At 39.0% G+C, this 19,836-nt stretch carries 18 protein-coding genes; all 18 read right to left on the bottom strand.

Annotation, left to right across the window (positions count from 1 at the left end; translation table 11 throughout):
* Positions 1–31: 31 nt before the first annotated feature.
* Entirely contained in the window at positions 32–865 is an 834-nt protein-coding gene (locus M2137_RS14165) for an RteC domain-containing protein (RefSeq protein WP_280767102.1), read from the bottom strand.
* Between the two features lie 38 nt (positions 866–903).
* Positions 904–2,796, bottom strand: a complete 1,893-nt coding sequence (locus M2137_RS14170) for a heavy metal translocating P-type ATPase (protein WP_229058570.1) — start codon at positions 2,794–2,796, stop codon at positions 904–906.
* A 63-nt stretch (positions 2,797–2,859) separates the two neighbouring features.
* Positions 2,860–3,132 (bottom strand): hypothetical protein, encoded by a 273-nt coding sequence (locus M2137_RS14175; protein WP_129733343.1) that lies wholly within the window; start codon positions 3,130–3,132, stop codon positions 2,860–2,862.
* Positions 3,133–3,143: 11 nt separating this feature from the next.
* The gene (locus M2137_RS14180; protein WP_129733344.1) at positions 3,144–4,322 is read right to left on the bottom strand and encodes a TolC family protein; all 1,179 of its coding nucleotides are present in this window, start codon (positions 4,320–4,322) and stop codon (positions 3,144–3,146) included.
* Positions 4,319–7,462 (bottom strand): efflux RND transporter permease subunit, encoded by a 3,144-nt coding sequence (locus M2137_RS14185; RefSeq protein ID WP_129733345.1) that lies wholly within the window; start codon positions 7,460–7,462, stop codon positions 4,319–4,321. Before M2137_RS14185 ends, M2137_RS14180 begins: the two co-directional genes overlap by 4 nt.
* 20 nt (positions 7,463–7,482) lie before the next feature.
* A complete protein-coding gene (locus M2137_RS14190) occupies positions 7,483–8,808 on the bottom strand; it encodes an efflux RND transporter periplasmic adaptor subunit (protein WP_129733346.1) in 1,326 nt (441 codons plus the stop codon).
* 165 nt (positions 8,809–8,973) lie between these two features.
* Entirely contained in the window at positions 8,974–9,411 is a 438-nt protein-coding gene (locus M2137_RS14195) for a DUF6769 family protein (protein ID WP_129733347.1), read from the bottom strand.
* Between the two features lie 46 nt (positions 9,412–9,457).
* A complete protein-coding gene (locus tag M2137_RS14200) occupies positions 9,458–9,880 on the bottom strand; it encodes a transcriptional repressor (protein WP_129733348.1) in 423 nt (140 codons plus the stop codon).
* A gap of 101 nt (positions 9,881–9,981) precedes the next feature.
* Positions 9,982–10,593 carry a hypothetical protein gene (locus tag M2137_RS14205; protein ID WP_129733349.1) on the bottom strand — a complete coding sequence of 204 codons (612 nt, stop codon included), beginning with the start codon at positions 10,591–10,593 and terminating at the stop codon, positions 9,982–9,984.
* Between the two features lie 104 nt (positions 10,594–10,697).
* Positions 10,698–12,266, bottom strand: a complete 1,569-nt coding sequence (locus M2137_RS14210; protein ID WP_129733350.1) for a glycosyltransferase family 39 protein — start codon at positions 12,264–12,266, stop codon at positions 10,698–10,700.
* Positions 12,267–12,289: 23 nt separating this feature from the next.
* Entirely contained in the window at positions 12,290–13,312 is a 1,023-nt protein-coding gene (locus M2137_RS14215; RefSeq protein ID WP_129733351.1) for an NAD-dependent epimerase/dehydratase family protein, read from the bottom strand.
* Positions 13,309–13,956, bottom strand: a complete 648-nt coding sequence (locus M2137_RS14220; protein WP_129733352.1) for a lipid-A-disaccharide synthase N-terminal domain-containing protein — start codon at positions 13,954–13,956, stop codon at positions 13,309–13,311. Before M2137_RS14220 ends, M2137_RS14215 begins: the two co-directional genes overlap by 4 nt.
* Positions 13,957–13,969: 13 nt before the next feature.
* Positions 13,970–14,701, bottom strand: coding sequence for a glycosyltransferase family 2 protein (locus M2137_RS14225; protein ID WP_129733353.1), 732 nt, complete (start codon positions 14,699–14,701; stop codon positions 13,970–13,972).
* 12 nt (positions 14,702–14,713) lie between these two features.
* The gene (locus tag M2137_RS14230; RefSeq protein ID WP_129733354.1) at positions 14,714–15,508 is read right to left on the bottom strand and encodes a phosphatase PAP2 family protein; all 795 of its coding nucleotides are present in this window, start codon (positions 15,506–15,508) and stop codon (positions 14,714–14,716) included.
* 116 nt (positions 15,509–15,624) lie between these two features.
* Positions 15,625–16,056, bottom strand: a complete 432-nt coding sequence (locus M2137_RS14235; protein WP_129733355.1) for a DUF6769 family protein — start codon at positions 16,054–16,056, stop codon at positions 15,625–15,627.
* A gap of 114 nt (positions 16,057–16,170) precedes the next feature.
* On the bottom strand, positions 16,171–16,521 hold the full coding sequence (locus M2137_RS14240; protein ID WP_129733356.1) for a hypothetical protein: 351 nt from the start codon (positions 16,519–16,521) through the stop codon (positions 16,171–16,173).
* Positions 16,522–16,613: 92 nt separating this feature from the next.
* Positions 16,614–19,043, bottom strand: coding sequence for a carboxypeptidase-like regulatory domain-containing protein (locus tag M2137_RS14245; protein WP_129733357.1), 2,430 nt, complete (start codon positions 19,041–19,043; stop codon positions 16,614–16,616).
* Positions 19,044–19,829 (bottom strand): FecR family protein, encoded by a 786-nt coding sequence (locus M2137_RS14250; protein ID WP_129733358.1) that lies wholly within the window; start codon positions 19,827–19,829, stop codon positions 19,044–19,046.
* Positions 19,830–19,836: the final 7 nt, after the last annotated feature.

The raw sequence follows: 19,836 nt of genomic DNA on the forward strand, positions 1-19,836 counted from the left end.
GATCAATTTCAATTGGCAAACGGGGGCAATTTCAATTGGCGGAGGGGATCAGTTTCGATTGGCGAACAGGGGTCAACGAGGAGAGGATTTTCCACCGGTTTCTGATATTCAAATAGATGCGGTAAAACTCTCCGGCATCGGTATTGAAAACATTACAGAAATAATCTATCAACTCTTTAATATCAATGTTTCCATAATTTATGCTTCCTTTTGCATATATAGCATAAATCAGTTCGACAAGTTCTGTTTTAGTTCCTGTCCAAGTATGTTTTATACGGGGAAATTTAGAGTTATCCATTTCGTTTTCAGGATGTTTTTCCAGTTTATTTAATTCAGCATTGAGATAAATACGGAGCATCTCATTGGCTAATATTTTAGAAACTTTGTAATCAAAACTGGTAGAAAAATTATTATCCCTTTCAAAGTAGAAGCAATCTACATTAAGTTCAATATTCGGCTCTACCCGAAGAAAATAATAACGGTCAAGATGAGTCTTCTCTGTCCTGTAATACTGGTAGAAATCTAAGTTTTTATCAAAATAATCTTTTATCCTGTCTAATTCCCTTATTATATAATTTTTCTGTGCCGTATCACTTCCAGTCGGTCGATTAGTTTCTATCTTATAAATCTCCGAGTAATAGATTAATTTGCTGAAAAGTTGGGGTTTGTACTCTTTAAAAAAACATATTTCTTCATCATCACTTTTGAACTTATAATCGTTCAGTTTCATCTTTAGCTGTTGCATAATTCCTTTTAGCAACAAAACTGCTTTTTTAGCTTTTCTTAAAGAGGCTTCTTCTTCCAGTTCAATAGCTTCAAGCTGATCATTCACTTTTTCGATTATAGTATTGACGTGTTTATTCATAAGGCTATATTTTAGGTACAAACCCCAACAGGGCATAATTAAAATTTCATTTTCAAAATCCTAATAGCGTTCAATATCGCCAATAACGATACCCCAACATCAGCAAATACCGCTTCCCATAAGGTTGCAACACCTCCTGCACCCAAAATCAACACAATGAGCTTTACACCAAAAGCCAGACTTATATTCTGTATAACAATTCGGCGTGTAGCTTTGCCTATTGTTATAGCCGTTGCTATCCGGCTCGGTTGGTCTGTCTGAATAATAACGTCTGCCGTTTCTATGGCAACGTCGCTACCCAGTCCACCCATTGCAATGCCTACGTCGCTCATGGCAAGAACAGGCGCATCGTTTATCCCATCGCCTACAAAAGCAATGTTATTACCCGGATCGGACTTCAACTGCTCTACATACTCAACCTTTCCTTCGGGCAGCAGATCGCCATGCGCTTGCGTAACGTTCAACTCTGTGGCAAGCTGCGAAACGATGGCCTGTTTATCTCCTGACAGCATTACAATATTCTTAATTCCTAACTCACGCAAAGCGTTCACGGCTGTAGCTGCATCCTCTTTCGGAGCATCGGCTACCAGAATATATCCGGAATAGATGCCATTGATAGCGCAAACAACAATCGTTTCGGGTATAGTCGCTATTTCCGGCGGGAACTCTACATTGTTTTTTATCAATAATTTAGGATTACCCACAAGAACTATTTTACCATTGATAGAAGCCTGTAAGCCGTGCCCTGCGATTTCATTCACAATCTCCGGCTTAATTACTTCGATATTCTGCTCTTTTGCATATTCCACAATAGCTTTCGCTATGGGATGCGTACTTTGCGTTTCAACCGAAGCCACTAAATTCACAAGGTCTGTTTCGAGCAGAAAATCTGCCGGAACAATCTTTTGTACCTTGAAAACTCCCTGTGTCAGTGTTCCGGTTTTATCCATCACCACCGTATTTACTTTGGTAATGGCTTCCAAATAGTTGCTTCCTTTAAATAGTATTCCTTTACGGCTTGCCGCCCCGATACCACCAAAGTAGCCCAACGGTATGCTGATAACCAAAGCACACGGGCAGGAAATAACGAGGAATACCAATCCACGATAAACCCAGTCGTACAACACAAAATTGAATGCCGGATTAATAGCAGAGTATGCCAGTGGTAATAACACTATAAGCGCAGCCAGTGCCACCACTATCGGAGTATAGATGCGGGCAAATTTGCGTATGAACTGTTCTGCGGGTGCCTTTTTTTCTGTGGCGTTCTGAACAAGGTCAAGAATACGAGCCAAAGCACTCATACCAAATGGTTTCGTTACTTCAATTCTTGAAACATTGTCGGTAAGTATCATACCTGCAAATACGTCCTCATTTTTCCGTATCGTTCTGGGAACACTCTCTCCAGTTAATGCCGAAGTATTAAAAGATGCCGATTCATTCAGTAAAATTCCGTCAAGAGGCACTCTTTCGCCTACCTTGACTTCCACAATATCACCTACATTTACATTCTCCGGCGACATTATTTCAGTTTTATCCATCTTAATAACTGTCGCTGTTTCTGGTCGGACATCAAGTAATGCACTAATGCTCCTTTTTGCACGGTTTACCGCTGCATCCTGAAAGAGTTCGCCTACGGCATAGAACAGCATTACTGCAACGCCTTCGGGGTATTCTCCGATAAAGAACGCCCCGATGGTAGCTATACTCATCAATGTAAACTCGCTGAATACGTCTTTCTGGCGAATGGCTTCCCATGCTTCTTTTATCACCGGTAAGCCTACCGGAATATAAGCGATGATATACCATGCGAGTTGTACCCACTTATCGGCAAAGAACGAAAGCCCGACAGCGGAAAAGATGATGCCTGCAATCAGCATCACAAAGGAGATAGCCGCCCGGATGTAACCTCTTTTCTGTGAGGTATCCATTTCCTGTTTGGTCTTGTCTATAACACAAGCCCCATCATTGCAATTTCCCATAATTATTTTAATTTATCGTTTATACTTCTTTTTATACAATTCCTCATTCAAAAACACAAATGGTAATAGTGTAAACAAAGTCCCAAAGAATAAGACTTCCTTTAACGGCCATCTATGAAAGAAACAATGATGATGGGGACATCTGGTTACATAATACCATAACAAAAAACCTAATGTAATCCCAATGGTTATACTTAACGCTACAATCCATTTTTTTGCTCTTGAACTAATCATTTTTTTCTTTGCAATGACCTTACTCTTTTTTTTCTTTTGCTGTCTTTTCATGACATCATTTTTTAGAGTTCTACGGCTGCAAGTTCGGCAAATGCCAGTTGATAATCCCTTTCGGCTGCAAGCGTCTGGTTTACGTTGTCGTAGTACAATCCCATTTCAACCATGTAATCAAGCAAGGATATTTCACCCGCATCAAGTGCTTTTTTCAACAGGATGGTATTATTTACGTTTGCCAGCGATTTACGATATTTGTCGGCAGTAGTTTTCAGTCCCATTGCTTTGGAATACTGTATTTGCAGTTGGCTGAAAAACTGTTGCTTGGTATCGGCTTCGCGGCTTTGGGCAGCAGCAACAGATGCCTTTGCCTGTTTCACCTGATTTTTATTCGACCATAGCGGTATGGATATACCAAGCGACACACCCTGATACCGTTGTCCGACTACTTTTTCACTCATGTATCCGGCGGTAAACTTAGGCAGGTTCATCGCTTTGCTTAGTGATACCTGTTTCTGGCTTACTTCGATTTCGTTACGCACGTATGCCAACACCGGGTTTTTATCTTCGGCTTGTACATACCAGTCGTTAAAGTTCAACGGAAGCTCACGGCTGCCGTAGTCTGCATCATTAAAGACTACGTCGATACCGCCGTTCAGCCTTTTCAACTGGGCAAGGAGTGCATCACGTTCTACTTCCATGCGCGATATTTCTCCTTGTATGGTAGAAAGGTTCAGGTTTACTTTGTTGTACTCCAAGATACTTACGTCGCCCCTGTCCATACGGTCTTTATAACCTTTGGCAATGGTTTCTGCATGTTCCAGACGCAAATAAAGTTCTTTAAGCAGGGAATTGTAATATATCAGTTCAATGCAGTATTGTTTTGCTTCGAGCAATATATTCATACGGTCGGCTTTGTACTGCCATTCCACAAGGTTGTTTCTACCGTTTGCTAACCGACTTTTCATTCCCGTAATGGTGGGAATGTCGAATGTCTGCGATACGCTAAAATCGGTACGATTACCTATATTTGAAGGGTTACCCCAGAGATAATTGAAGCCCACTTCCGGATCATCAAGGAAGATGCCCGTTTTGTTTTGCAGCTTATCCGCTTCAACTTGTTCGCGGAGGGCTTTCAGGGTTGTATTGTTCTCTTCTATCGAAGACAATACAGGGTTGATATTATTCTGCGCATTGAGCGTTATGCCTGCGAAGAGTACCAACATGGTTATTATGATTGTTCTCATTCTAATTCTAATTTAGTGTTGTTTACTTCAGGTTCCTCGTTGTCCAGAATTTCGGTTTCAACTACTTTCCTGTTTGTAATTAAGTACATGATAGGAATAATAAAGCCGTTGAGCAAAGTCGATGTGAGCAATCCGCCCAGGATAACCTTTGCCATCGGACTTTGTATTTCGTTACCCGGCAAATCACCACCCAATGCAAGCGGTATCAGTGCAAGACCGGAGGTTAATGCGGTCATCAAGATGGGGTTTAGACGGTCTAACGAGCCGGTCATTACCGCATCAAGTTTGCTATACCCCTCTGCCACAAGGTCGTTGTATCGTGAGATAAGCAACATACCGTTACGTGTAGCGATACCGAACAGGGAGATAAACCCGATAATAGCCGGTATGCTCAGAACGCCGTTAGTAAAGAAAATGGCAAACACTCCGCCGATAAGGGCAAGCGGCAGGTTAAGCAGGATAACAACGGACTGGTTTATGCTCTTAAACTGCGCAAACAGAAGCATGAAAATAGCAAGAATGGAGAAGATTGAGGTAATAAGCAGGGTGCGTGATGCTGCCTGTTCGCTCTCAAACTGTCCGCCGTACTCAATATGATAACCTTCGGGCAGTTCTATCTTTTCGTTTACGATGTCCTGAATGTCATTTACTACTCCGCGCAGGTCACGTCCGGCAACGTTAGCCGATATTACAATCTTACGGGCAACGTTTTCCCTATTGATGGTGTTGGGGCCTGTGGACGATGTTATTTCGGCTATATTACTCAATGGAATTTTACGTCCGTTGGCATCAACAATAAGGTTCTTTATCCTTTCGGCTGTTTCACGGCTATCGTCGTTTACTTTTAGGGTAAGGTCGAACGAGCGGTTTTCTTCGTACACCTGTGAAACGACTTCACCTGCGAGCATGACGTTTACAATCTTCGCAAAGTCGGGTAAGGTTATGCCGTATTTCGCCATTACTTCCCTTTTGGGTTCTATCTTCAACTGCGGACGTTCCACTTGTTGTTCTACGTTCAGATCGGCAATACCTTCAATGTCCTGAATGTTTGCTTTTATTTGGTTACCGATGGAGAACATTTTATTGAGGTCTGTTCCGAACAACTTGATAGCGATGTTGGCACGTGTACCGGATAACATAGCGTCGATACGGTGCGAAATGGGTGCGCCTATTTCTATATTCACTCCCGGCAACACTTTTATCTTTTCGCGTATTTCGGCAAGCACTTCATCTTTGGAACGTTTATCGAGGATGAACGGTGCTTCGATTTCCGATACGTTTACACCGAGTGCGTGTTCATCGAGTTCGGCACGTCCTGTTTTCCGTCCTACGGTTTGAACTTCGGGTATGGAAAGCAAGATATCTTCTGCTATACGCCCCATCTTGTCGGATTCTTCAAGCGATATACCGGGCATACTACTGATGCTTACGGTAAATGAACCCTCATTGAATGGCGGCAGGAAGCTACGACCTAATGAGAAGAAAATGATAACGGCAATCACTAAAACAACACCTGTTCCGCCAAGTACCCATTTCTTGTATTTGAGTGTCCATTTAAGGGCTACCTCGTAAACGATTTTCAGTTTCCTTACTATATACGGTTCACGTTCCGGTTTATCATCTTTTCGTGGTTTACCCAACAGGTAGCTACACAATACTGGAGTAAGGGTTAAGGCTACTACGGTAGAAGCTATCAATGCCATAATAAAGGCTACTCCTAACGGTGCAAGCATACGACCTTCCATTCCAGAAAGGAAGAACAAGGGAACGAAGCTGGCGATGATGATAAATGTGGAGTATAGAATTGGCATACGCACTTCTTTGGAAGCATCGAACACGACGTTGAGTACGGTTTTTTGCAGTTCCTTTGGTTTCTGCCTGTTCTCCCGCAATCGCTTGAACACATTTTCTACATCGACAATGGCATCATCCACAAGCGAGCCAATAGCAATAGCCATACCTCCGAGGCTCATGGTATTAATAGTAAGCCCCATGAATTTTAAGGAGAGTATTGCAAAGACTAATGACAACGGTATCGTTACAAGTGATATAATGGTTGTACGTGCGTTCATCAGGAAGATAACGAAAACGATAACCACGAAGATACCCCCTTCGTACAATGATTTCTGTACGTTATTGATGGAGTTGTCTATAAAACGTGCCTGACGAAAGATGTCGGTTGTTATCTTCACATCTGCCGGAAGCTGTTTCTGTAAATCGGCAAGCGAAGCGTCAAGTTTGTCTGTCAATTCGAGCGTACTTGTAGCCGGTTGCTTGGTAACAGTTATCAATACGGCAGCTTTGCCGTCGTTGGATGCCATACCCAGTTTAGGTGCTTTATCTCCTATTTTTACTTCAGCAATGTTTTCTATCAGGATAGGAACATTGTTTACTGTTTTGATAACAGCTTTTCCCAATGATGGTATTTTATTTGTTGAAAGCACGCCACGGATGATAAATTCGTTTCCGTATTCATACAATACACCACCTGCGGCGTTCTGGTTCATTTCGGTAACGACGTCGATTACTTCATTGAGTCCGATGTTGTAATGTTTCATCTTTCCGGGATCGAGCAATATCTGGTATTCCTTGATTTCACCACCGAGAACGGTTACCTGTGCCACTCCACCTGTTGATAATAAACGGGGGCGGATAGTCCAGTCAGATAATGTCCGCAAATCCTGTAATGAGGTTGAATCGGCGGTTACTCCGATAATCATAAGCTCACCCAGTATGGACGATTGCGGCCCCAACGTCGGATTACCAACGTTAGACGGCAACTGGTCATTGACAACGGCTAACTTTTCGGATACAATCTGACGGGCACGGTAGATGTCCGTTCCCCAGTTAAATTCTACCCATACGATAGAAAAGCCTGTGGTAGAGGATGAACGCACACGGCGTACATCAGTAGCACCGTTCAGGGCGGTTTCGACAGGGAAAGTAACGAGCCGTTCGACTTCTTCGGGAGCCATACCTCGTGCCTCTGTCATCACCACAACGGTGGGTGCATTGAGGTCGGGAAATACATCGACTTCCATATTGACGGCTGTATAGGTTCCTGCCAGCATAAGCAGCAGGGATGCCACTAAAACAACGACACGGTTGTTCAGCGAGAATTTTATTATCTTGTTCAACATACTGATTCGTGTTTTAATGGTTAGTGACTATGTCCTTCGGGCATTACTGAAGAAGTTGCTGCCAGTTTCACCTGATATACTCCTTTGGTAACTACTTTGGCTCCGCGTTGAAGACCTGAAAGGATCTGCACTCTTTCGCCGTTATTCTGTCCGAGGGTTACTTCCTGTTTCTTATATTCTTCGTCGCCTATTTGCAGATACACGAAGTTAAGTCCCTGTTCTTCGGTAATAGCAGAAACGGGAACGGATATTACATTATCCTGTAAGGTCGAAAGCAGATATACTTCGGTATATGCTCCGGGAATAATATCGCCCACGTTATCAAACTCGAATGTAACAGGAATATAGAAAGATTGGTCAGTGGATGCTTTACCGAAAGATAAAAGCCGGCCGTTAAGTTCCGAAAGTTTATATACCTGATTGTCATAGGCAGGCTTAAAGTTAGCACTACTGATGCTTTTAAGTATCTTGAAATTGTTCTCTGATACTTCGGCTCGTAGCTGCAAACGCCTATTCTGCGATACAGTTGCAATGGGCTGACCTACTGAAACGTATTCCCCCTGTGCAACAAGCCTGTTCTTAATATATCCGGCAATGGGAGCTGTAACGCTTACCCCGGTGGCTGTCATATTGCCTGCCTGTGCCTGATATACTGTTTTCGCTGTTTCATAACGCAAACGAGCCTGTTCAAAGTCCTTAGCGGAAATAATCTGGTCTTTTACCAATGATTCGGCACGTTGGAACTCTTTCTGTGCAGTTTCGTATTCAATCCGCGCTTTTACGGACGGATCGCCTTCCAACAGTTTCTTTGCTGAAATAGTTACAATGGATTGTCCGGCTTGTACGGCTGTACCGTCTGTTATGGACGGATTGGTGAAAGATACAATACCGTTGGAAGTAGCTGCAATAACAGCTTCATCACCCTGCGAGGCTTGTATCTGTCCACTGGTTTTAATGGAATTGTAGAAACTACCAAGAGCAACGGTTTCTGTCTTCAATCCAACAAGTTGCGCTTGCTGTTTGGTGAAAAGTATTTCATCCGAATGGCTGTCTTCCATTGCTTCTGCTCCGTGGTCATGTCCGTCGCCCTCGGAGTGCTTATGATCTTTCTCGTTAGCGTGGTCATGCCCATCGCCGTCAGTATGTTTATGTTCTTTATCGTTTGAATGGTCATGTCCATCACCTTCGGAGTGTTCATGCTCTTTCTCATTAGAATGGTCATGTCCATCACCATCAACATGCTCATGTTTATCACTTGATTTTTGATTGTTTTTTCCCTGACCGGAATTGCATCCGGTTAATAATATTGCGATAACAACGAATAATCCTATTATGTACGTTTTCATTTTATTTTTTAATTATTGGGGGAAGTAAAGCATATCCTGATATTTGCTTTGCTTCTCGTGAGAAATATTGATTTTTATGGGTTGATATGTATATACCAATACCCTATGCCTTGAACATATCCAAATGCACAAAGCAGCATGACTTACAGCCTGTAAGTCAAAACATCAGGAAATTATGGAAGGAGGGGCGCGTAAACCGTGAAATTGGTTTGCTTCTGCGGATTTATAGAATGAAATAAATTCTCCGTACTCAAAGTCGGAGGTTGATTCTCCCGAATCGTAGATTAAGAAATCCGCAGCTAAAAAGAATATCGGGAATAAATGTGTAAGATCATGGTTTTGACAAGAAGAAACCTTGCACTTAGTTTCATTTGTCGTTTTGGGTGAAGTATATTTAGATTCAGCAATACAAGATTGTTCATGGTCACTGTCATTAGGTAACTCACGATGGTCTGTATGTTCATCGTTTACCTGATTATCCTGTTCGCATATCTCCATAACAATACACACCAATCCCTCATGATGATGATGTGGTACTATTGCAAGTATCAGTAATACTAAACTTGACAATGCAACAAACGATATGGAAATAATTCGTTTCACTAAATCTTTTTTTACCTGTGCAAAGATAAAATAAAAAGTCATGCAACTAAGTTGCAATCTTATCACATTTTCCGCAATAGCCTTTAATTACGAAATTAACGCTCTCCAATTCCATATTTCCCGGTAGTTCTATTTGAGGAACAGGCACGTTTTCCAAACAAAATGCCTTTTTACAGTAGTTACAGTAAAAGTGTAAATGATAATCACCTTCACTACAACCGCAATCCTCCTGACAAACCGAATATTTAACCGAACCTGATCCGTCGTCAAATTTATGAATCAGCCCATTATCATTAAAGAGGTGAATTATACGAGAAATAGTCGATTTATCAATGCTCAATAATTTTTTCTCTAAGTCCCCTAAACTGAATGCTTCGGTGAACTTTAGCATTGTATCCCATACTAAAATCCGTGTAGATGTGGGCTTTATGCCTTTTCCTTCTAATAATTTTATGATAAAATCGTCCACGTATTTCAAAGATTATTTATGTTATTTATTCTATAACAAAAAGGATGTGTCAAATGATGCTGATTTTAAAATCACTGCACATCCTTTTTGCATATAATATCTTAATTATGATGGTTGCCCTTATTATGAGAGCCATCGGCACTTCCATTGTGATTGTGGCTCTTATCAGTACAGGTATTCACATCATGATTTTGTTCCCCATTGTGATTATGACTTGCATCAGTGCAAGTGTTCACATCATGGTTTTGTTCTCCATTGTGATTATGGCTTGTATCTGTACAAGTATTCACATCATGGTTTTGTCCGTTATTGTGATTATGGTTTGCATCAGTACAAGTATTCACATCGTGGTTTTGTGTGTTGTTATGATTGTGGCTTACATCCATGCAGGTATTGGAATCATGGTTATTTCCTCCATGTCCTGTGCCTGTGCCATTGTGATGGGTACCGTCATGTTTAATTCCTGAATGTTGGGAATTTGTACAAACCTGATGTGTTCCGTCTGCAAGTATATCGCAGTTTTCGTGATTTCCGGCAGCACACTGATTCAGCACGCTGCTTTTGTAGATATCGCCATTTGAAAAACCGAGTGTAGATGCACGAAGCTCCAAACTTTGATCTATATCTCCAAAGTTGCTATCATCATCCTGGCTACAAGAAACGAATGTGATAACCGATGCGAGAACCGCTAATGAATAAAATACTCTTTTCATATTCCTTTATTGTTAAAATGTTATATGTTAATATACCGCATAAGAGTAATTATACCCTACCAAAAAATAAAATAATTTTTAACTTGAACGGAGAAAGACACTTCTCATAATTTTACCACAAGATTATCTCCTATTTTTGTAGAGGGCTTTTTCTCAATATACTCCCGTAATGAAAAATCTTTTCTCAATGCTCTATCAGAAATAAAAAGTATTGAACCGCCATAAATATCGGACATAATATCATCCTTTTCAGCTATGATAACACTCTCTCCTAAATATACTTTCATATTCTCTGGACGGCGGATTCCATAAACAATGTATTGTTTTGAATTTTCTGATAACTCAATCCCACTCTTACACATATTTTCATAACCGACATAGCTGTTCAGAAAAGGCATTTCAAAGGATACAATAAATATCACGGTTAAAATCCCTATTGATATGCTGTTAATCGAACGAATTATATTCTTTCGGAAAATCAGAAAATATAAAGAAAGGAATCCAAATAGAGCAAGTGAAATTAATCCCCATATTATGGAAGTGTGAATTTCATTCAACCAAGAAAATGTAATATCATTTTTACTCAATAAAAACAACGGCAAAGCCATTATTGCTATGAGAGATAACGCTATCATAAAATATACAATCCATTTCTTATTCTTTAATCTCATCAATATAATAACTGACAGATAAGCCACAAAAGGAAATACAGGCAACATATAAATTTCAATCTTTGCACTTACAATAGATAAGACAAGAAATGACGTTAAAACAACAGTCAAAAACAATTTATCTATATCTGTTTTTATCAGCTTATTTTTAATCCCTAACAGGATAAGGGCAAAGAATAAAATTGACCAAGGAGCGAAGGAATACCAAAATACCTGAAAATAATAATAGAACGGCTCCTTATGATGGAATGAGCTAACAGCACGGTTGAATGTCTGATTAAAGAGTAAATCGTTCAAATAACTATTTCCCGCTTCAACCCACACTAAGCTGAACCAAACAGAACAAAGCAATAAGAGTATTCCCCAAGTTCTAAACCCTAAATATTTTCCACTATCCTTAATTTTCCCTTTTATAGTTAGAAATGTCAGTATAGAGACTACCGGAATAATTATTCCGATTGGCCCTTTACTGAATATTGCGAGGAAAATACAAAGAGGAAGCAAATACTTATCATATTTTCTCTCTCTGCCTGAATACATTCTATAAAAAACATATAATGCCAATGTTATAAACATAGACATTAACATATCCATTCTTAGAATAATGGCTCCACCCATAAATAGAGCGCTTGTGAACAATAATAGTTTTGCACTGGATTGATATTCGTTTGGAAGTTCAGCTCGTGTCCACCTGTCCATCGTAAACTGAATGACAAAAGCGGGTAGTAATGAGAATAGCGACAAGAACCATATTTGATGACTTCCGAATATCTTTTTTCCGAGCATTATAATCCAGAAATATAAAGGCGGTTTATCGGCATATATTTCACCATGATTATAAAATGAGAAAAAATTCCCTGTTTTTAAGGCATCATCAACTATATTCAAATATCTAAGTTCGTTTGCAGGCGTATAATCCCGGAGTAGGATTAATGGGAACATTAATGCAAAAACAAGAATATAGTAGATGTGGTCAATCGTAAATAATCGTTTTAATGTCATAGTTAATAATTAAGGATTAACACCTATTGATTTTCCATTGAGTTAAACCACTCAATAAATGATTTTATTCCTTCCGGTAATACTGTTTTGGGCTTATAATGAATGTATCTGGTCAATTTGCTTATATCAGCATAGGTTTCCTTTACATCACCGGATTGAAAAGGGTACATTTCCAAATGAGCGTCTTTTTGCATTTCATATTCAATCGCTTCTATAAACTGGAGTAAATTAACTGGCTTTGAATTGCCGATATTAAAAATCTGATAGAAAGCGGAATCTGAATTTTTATCCGGAGTTTTATCCAAGAGTAAGACGATGCTTTTTATAACATCATCTATATAGGTGAAATCTCTAAGCATATCCCCATTATTAAAAACCTTGATTGTTCTGCCCTCCCGAATAGATCTTGCGAAAATCATCGGAGCCATATCAGGTCTTCCCCATGCTCCATATACAGTAAAAAGTCTTATTCCTGTGGAGGGCAAATTGAACAAATGACTATAAGAATGAGCCATCAGTTCATTACTTTTTTTTGTTGCAGCATAAAAACTGGCAGGATTATCAACTGTGGCAGATTCCTTAAAAGGAATTTTATTGTTCAATCCATAAACCGAAGAACTGGAAGCATATATAAGATGCTTGATATTATTATGCCTGCAACACTCTAAGATATTTACAAAGCCAAGAATGTTAGAGTTGATATAAGCATGGGGATTTTCTAAAGAATACCGAACCCCCGCTTGTGCTGCCAGATTGATAACATAATCAAATTGATACTTCTTAAAAAGAACACCTAATTGTATAAAGTCCGTAAGATCAATCTTTCCAAAATCATAATTGCAATAAAATGAACTATGGACTACTTCATTTTCTGTTATATCCTCTTTTCCTATTCCACATTCAGACAACCTGCCATATTTTAGGTTTACATCGTAATAGTCATTTATATTATCTATTCCCACAACGAAATTCTCTTTATTTTCAACCAATGCTTTTACCAAGTGAAATCCGATAAATCCTGCACTGCCTGTAACTAATATTTTCATTTAATCTCTTTTTTAGATTCATCCTCATTACAGTTTTTTATAATCAACCACACATTTCTGGAATATGTGATAAAACCAAAACTTTGACCAATAAGCAATACCGGATCTTCTCTGAATATTGCGTATGCAATAGTTATCAGAGAACCTATTATACTCAACAGCCAAAAGTTTAAGGGAAGGACAGATTCACCTCTCAATCTTGAATGCCACCATTGATAAACAAAGCGGAAAGTGAAAATTATCTGACCTGCGGAACCAAATAGAAGTAACCATAACGATATATTTGAAAATAACCTGTCAATGCTTACTTCATTGTTATATAGCACATAGCAAAGTGCGGCAGCAGGTATTAAGAGAATTACTGTTCTTATAGCTAAATGGATTTTTTTCCAGTTGTTTTTACTATTCAAATTCCATATATAGATATAATAGGAGAATAGTTGTCCGAGAATTATTACAAAATCTCCCCTTAGCCACCCATATATAGAAAATAATATAGAAGCTAATAAACTTAACTGCCAATAGATAGTCGGAGATACAACTTTTTTAGCCTTTTCCGATAAAATCCACTGAATAAGCATTCTGGCAGAAAATAACCCCTGTGCTAAAAAACCTAAAACAAAATACCAAATGTCGTTATTCACTTTTTGCTATGGCTTAATTAATACCTTCTTTTTCAATAGTATAGTTTATGTACCGTTTCTTCATCCATCGGAAAGCAAAGCAATCCATAAAAGGACTAACCAACCTGTTCCATAAATGAAATTTTGATTGACCTGCGGTACGTTCAAAATGCCTAACAGGAACCTGCTTTACCCTGCCATGTTGTAACTGAAGGAGAGCAGGTAGGAAACGGTGCATCCCCGTAAACATCGGAATGCGTTTAGCGTATTCGGTATGAATAATTTTTAGTGGACACCCCGTATCTTCTATGCCGTCATTAGTCATCATGCGGCGAAAACTATTGGCTATTTTCGACGATAGTTTTTTTCCTAAACTATCTTTGCGTCCTGTACGGATACCCATTACCATTTCATATTCATTTCTATATGGCAATAAAAGTTCAAAATCTTTAGGCGCTGTTTGTAAATCAGCATCTATATATCCGACAAATGACGACTGGGCTATATCTATCCCTGCTTTTATAGCTGCGCTTAATCCGCAATTTCGAGCAAAACTTATATAAAAAAGATGACGGTTTCGCTGACACACTTCCTGTATCAATGTTTTGCTTTGGTCTTTCGATCCATCATCAACGAATAGTATGCAGGTTTTTACTGATGAAGAACATACATATTCAGATAGTTCCTTTTCAAGTTTGTTTATATTTTCTTCTTCATTATAAACAGGAACTATTATGGTTAAATCATAATCTTTTGTAGAGTTCATATCATTTATATTTTAAAATTGCATTGAAAGCGATAAACCACCCTGCTGACCTGTGTAATAGGGGTAAAAAGCAAGATTTCGTTTGTTCTTTTTCTCCTGACCACCTTTAAATATTTTCTTTTCAACAGTAGGATAGAGCCAATAGGCAAGTTTTGTACTTAATATGCCAAGCCCGGCACCGAATGCGACGTCGCCTACCCAGTGCTTATTATTGTATATGCGGAATGCTCCGGTTCCCGCAGCGATAGTATATCCCGCTATTCCATACCAGATTGAAACATCTTTATATTCTTGCCAAAGAAATTCAGCACCCATAAAAGCGATTGCCGTATGCCCTGACGGAAAAGAATTTTTTGCGGATTTATCTGGTCTTTCAACTCGTGCCGTATATTTTAAACCATTCACTGAAGCCGCCGTGAACAGGCTTGCCATTCCTAAAATAATCGTCCTGTCTTTGAAATTGTGTTTGCCTTTTATCCCGACTAAGTTTAAAGCATATACACTCGCCGCAGGTACATATTGCGTTATATCATCAATCTGAAACTTTTCAGGTTTGTGTGTTATTACTTCATGCCCTATGGCATAGTTTAATAGGCGATTTTTGGGCGCTAATGTTGCTTCTATTGTTCCGTACAACATCAGGGATGCAGGTATTATTAATTGTTTATATGAGAATTTATAGTCATTTACCTGAATACTATCGCTTTCAGAAAGCGTGTTATTATTTGTTTGGGTATAAGCATTTGGGAGTGAAACCGAAAGTAATAACACAATGGTACACAATGCTTTTGTCAATTTTAAAAACATCTTATTTATATTATTTTTTTGGGATTGTTCGGAAAATTAGATATAGCGGTGGCTTAGTATCTACCGGAAGATAGATTACAAGCACAAAGGATAAAGACTATAATTTAGTCTTTCTGTTATGAAAAGGTGAAAGGAGGTGCCCGCAAACCATGAAATTGATTTGCTGCTGCGGATTTATAGCTTAGTATATACTCACCGTAATCAGATTCGATAAATGAACTATCTAAACTATAATTAAATAAATTTCCAACAAGGAAAAAGATAGGAAATAAAACAGTATCATTTTGATTATCTGATACTTTTAGTTTTGTTTCATCAACAGATGTAGGAATGATGAATTTTGATTTAGCAATACAGGTTTCATCGTGATTTTGCTCACTATCCGTATCGCTGTGATGTGTATGTTCATCGTTTATTGCATTATCCAACTCACACAACTCGATAACAATGCAGGCTTTCCCACCATGATGATGATGTGGAATAACTGCAAAAACCAAAAATAGTATGGTTGAGAGTACAATAGCGGATATGGAACATTTATTTTTCAAACTTAATATCTTAACTGTGGTTAGATAATTTTATTATAGGCAATGTGTTTTAAAAAAGGGATTCAATAAAGAAATTGTTTCCCCTTTATTGAATCCCATCGTACATAAAGGTTATTAATGGTGTTTACCATCATGCGAACCGTGTGAATGACCATCTTTGTCATGTGTTCCATGATCGGTTCCATTGTGATGGGTGCCGTCATGGTTTTTCCCTGAATGGTCGGAATATGCGCAGGCTTCGTGAGTGCCATCGTTATAAATATCACAATTTTCATGATTTCCCGCTGAACATTGCTCTGCTACACTTGCTTGGTAAGCTGCAACATCATCAAATCCTAAAGCCGCAGCTCTGGCTTCAATATCTTGTTTTGCTGATGTCCCAAAATCTTCATGGTCGTCATTACTGCAAGCAACGAATGTTACTGCAAATAAAACTACTGCCAACGAATAAAATAACTTTTTCATTTGATCTACTAATTTACGAATTTGTACTTTGTTTTTTTCTGAAGCGCTTTCGTAATAGTAACCGCATAAAGCAGGGTTTACCCTACCATAAATCAAAAAATAATTTCAAGAAATACCGTTGGAGTAAATGGAGTTGCTTTTGTGAAGATATTTGTTGCAGTATTTTGACCGGAAATCTGATAGTTGTATTTTATATTCTTAGTACCAAACACATTCAATAGCGATACGCCTGCTTGCAGCCTTACTTTCTTTATTTGTGCCCTGTATGTAGCACCTATATCAAAGCGGCTGTATGGCTCATCGGAATAATCCGTATGTTCGTGTTCGGAGCCATGCTGTCCTTCCTCATTGCCTTGTCCATGTCCGTGCCCTCCAGTGGAAATATAAGAAAAGCCTGTACCATAAACATAACTCAACGAAAAATAGAAAGGATCGAATGCCCCGATACCTCCGACTTTTATTTCATGCGAAAGTTCGTTTTGCGGTTTACTAAGGCGGTTGATGGAATACGAGCCATATAAAGTATGATTTCTGATTAGCTTTTTGGCAAACAAGTCTGCTCCTAAAATCGTATTATCTATTTTATAGACTGTATTATCCAAAAAATACTGACTGTTTTTTGTAGTCTTATAATATCCTTCCATACTGACCAAGAAGCCGTTTTTACTGTATGCAATACCTGCGGTAGTGTGCATTGCCTTTGTAAAGGTACTGTCTGCCATAGTCCATACGGTTTGAAATCCCGATTCATCATATTGGTATGCGGTACGGGTAAGAAACTGATTGTATAGTCCCCACGAAGCAGTTGCAGTTAGTTCTTCCGATATTTTATATGTGCCGGATAAACGGGGCTGTACATAGACTTTTTTATTCAATGGCATATCCACCCGTACACCTGCACTTAAAGTCAAATTATCCAATAATATATTATCTGTAATATAGACTGTCGGCTTATCCAGTTCTCCGCATAGCTCGTTCAGACTTACCCTGTATTGTTGCCACTCCCCGCCAACTTGTACTTTGTTACGGCTTCCGATATTAAAGTCATGGTTAAGTCTTACCGAAAACTCCTGTACCTCATTATCCAGATGACTAACATCGTCTGTTGTCGGCTTTTTATCTCCCAGTATTGTGAGATTATCCAACAAAGAGGTAAGCCGTGAGAATGTAGCCACAACTTTTGTAGTTGAGCCGTTTTCCCATACCCGTTTATAAGAAGCCGCCCCACCATATTGCCTGTTCTTTTCAGAAGCATTGACATCATACTCGTTTGGTTGATTTACCGAGTATTTAAAGCGGTCATTAGCTCCATACAGGCTGATGTAATAGGAATCATCCTTAAATGCTTTTCCTGATAGCTTTAAATTGGCATCATTGAAATGGTAATCAGGCTTTATATATATGCTTGAATAAATCGTTTGTGGATTATTTTCACTATTGGATAAATCCACATTCTCATTGTTATACAGGTTATAGAAAGTCTGCCTGTAAGCAGCAGAGATATTCAATTTCTTTGTCAAGGGTACCGAAGCAAAAAGGTTCATTGTATAATTGCTGACAGTTGCTTTTACAGACGGAGCATTAAAATTACCGTCTATACCTGTTATCTCCGTAATGGCACCGATACGTCCGCCCTGATTGGAGCCGTACCCGCCTTTCAAGATGCGTATGTCTTTTACCATATAGGGATTGACCGAACCTATATGGTCGTTATAGTTCTTTATACCGAATAGCGTATATCCGTCGTATGTTATCTTGCTTTCACCCATATTACTGCCCCACACAATCAGGTCTTCCGATGGCTCGCCCGATGCTCTTACTCCGGGCATCATCCGCATAAGGTTAAATACGGAATTATCATTGCTTCCGGGAATATATTTTGAAATTTGATGATTGATGCGGATTTCGCCGGGACTATTGCCGGATTGGATAAGCATTGTGGCGGGAGCAGGACTGACGATTACTTCATCCATAGTAAAAACAGCAGATTGTAGCCGGATTTCGTTTAGTCCGGGAGAAAGAATAGTATCTTGTGCCTGATAGCCCAAATACTGCACTTGTACACGCTGATTTCCTTTTTTCTCGGTTTTGAAAGAAAAATAACCTGCTTCATCAGTTGAAACGGTCTTTTCGGGAGTAGTGATATAAGCGTAAGGTAAACCTTCTTCGCTATCTGCATCCCTTATTGTCCCTGAAAACGTATAGTACCGCTTAACTTCAACAACAGGCGGTTGCTCTATCTTTTCAGTATAGGAAGCGATAACATAAACTCCGTTTATATTTTCGTGGCGAAACGGTTTATCTTTCAGCAAAAAATCAAGTGCGCTTTGAGGATTATTAAATTTTCGATTGACCGTTACCTTATATTGGGAAAGGGCATTATCATCAAAAGAAATTTCTACGGGTAATCCCCGCAGAACATCGTTAAGGGGCTTGTCATTAACGACCAAATGCAGCTCTTGTGAAAAAGCTGCAATTGTGCCTGTAAGGGTTATTATAAGTATAACTATAAATTTCTTCAATTACTTTATCTTAAATTCTATTCCGAACGGTTTACCTACTATTTTAAGCACATCATTCGGATCTTTAGCTTTCGTAAAATTACCTGAATATGAATAATTCAGATTTGAATTAGGCAATACTTCAATATCATACTGTCTTTCAATCTCCTGAATTACATCTTGCAAAGGTACGCTAACAAAAACAAATTTACCATGTTTCCAATTAATAGATTCTTTCGCATCTTCGACATCATTAGTGGTAAGTTTGCCATTACTTAATAATGCCTGCATATTCGGGGTAAGTATTACTGATTCCGATTTATCCGAAACATTCACCTTTCCGGTAAGACAGGTTACCTTAAAATTTTCGGCACGGGAAAACACATTAAAACTTGTTCCCAGTACACTTACAGTGTATTGCCCGGAACGTACATCAAATGTGCTTCCTTTTTCAACTTCAAAATATGCTTCGCCTTTCAGTTCTACATCACGGGAAATAAACCACCAGAGAGGTTTATAGCCGATTTTACTTTCGGCATTCAAATCTACTTTAGAGCCGTCGGGTAAAACCACCGCCAGATGTGTACCTCTTTCAGCAACTTCATTTTTTGTATAGAAAAATGCTATGGAGGGTAGAATTATAGCTATTGCAGCAATAGATGCAGCCGCATAAAACCACAATGATCTTTTTCGGGGAGCCATTTCAATAACTTTGGGAGTTTCTTCCAATCCTTCAAAGACACTATCCCAAATATCTTCTTTGCTTTTACTCCATTTAGGGGTTATTTTAATATCATCCGTTTTCATATCTTCT

This window comes from Parabacteroides sp. PFB2-10 (genome assembly GCF_029893085.1).
In the GTDB taxonomy this organism is placed as follows: Bacteria; Bacteroidota; Bacteroidia; order Bacteroidales; family Tannerellaceae; genus QVMG01.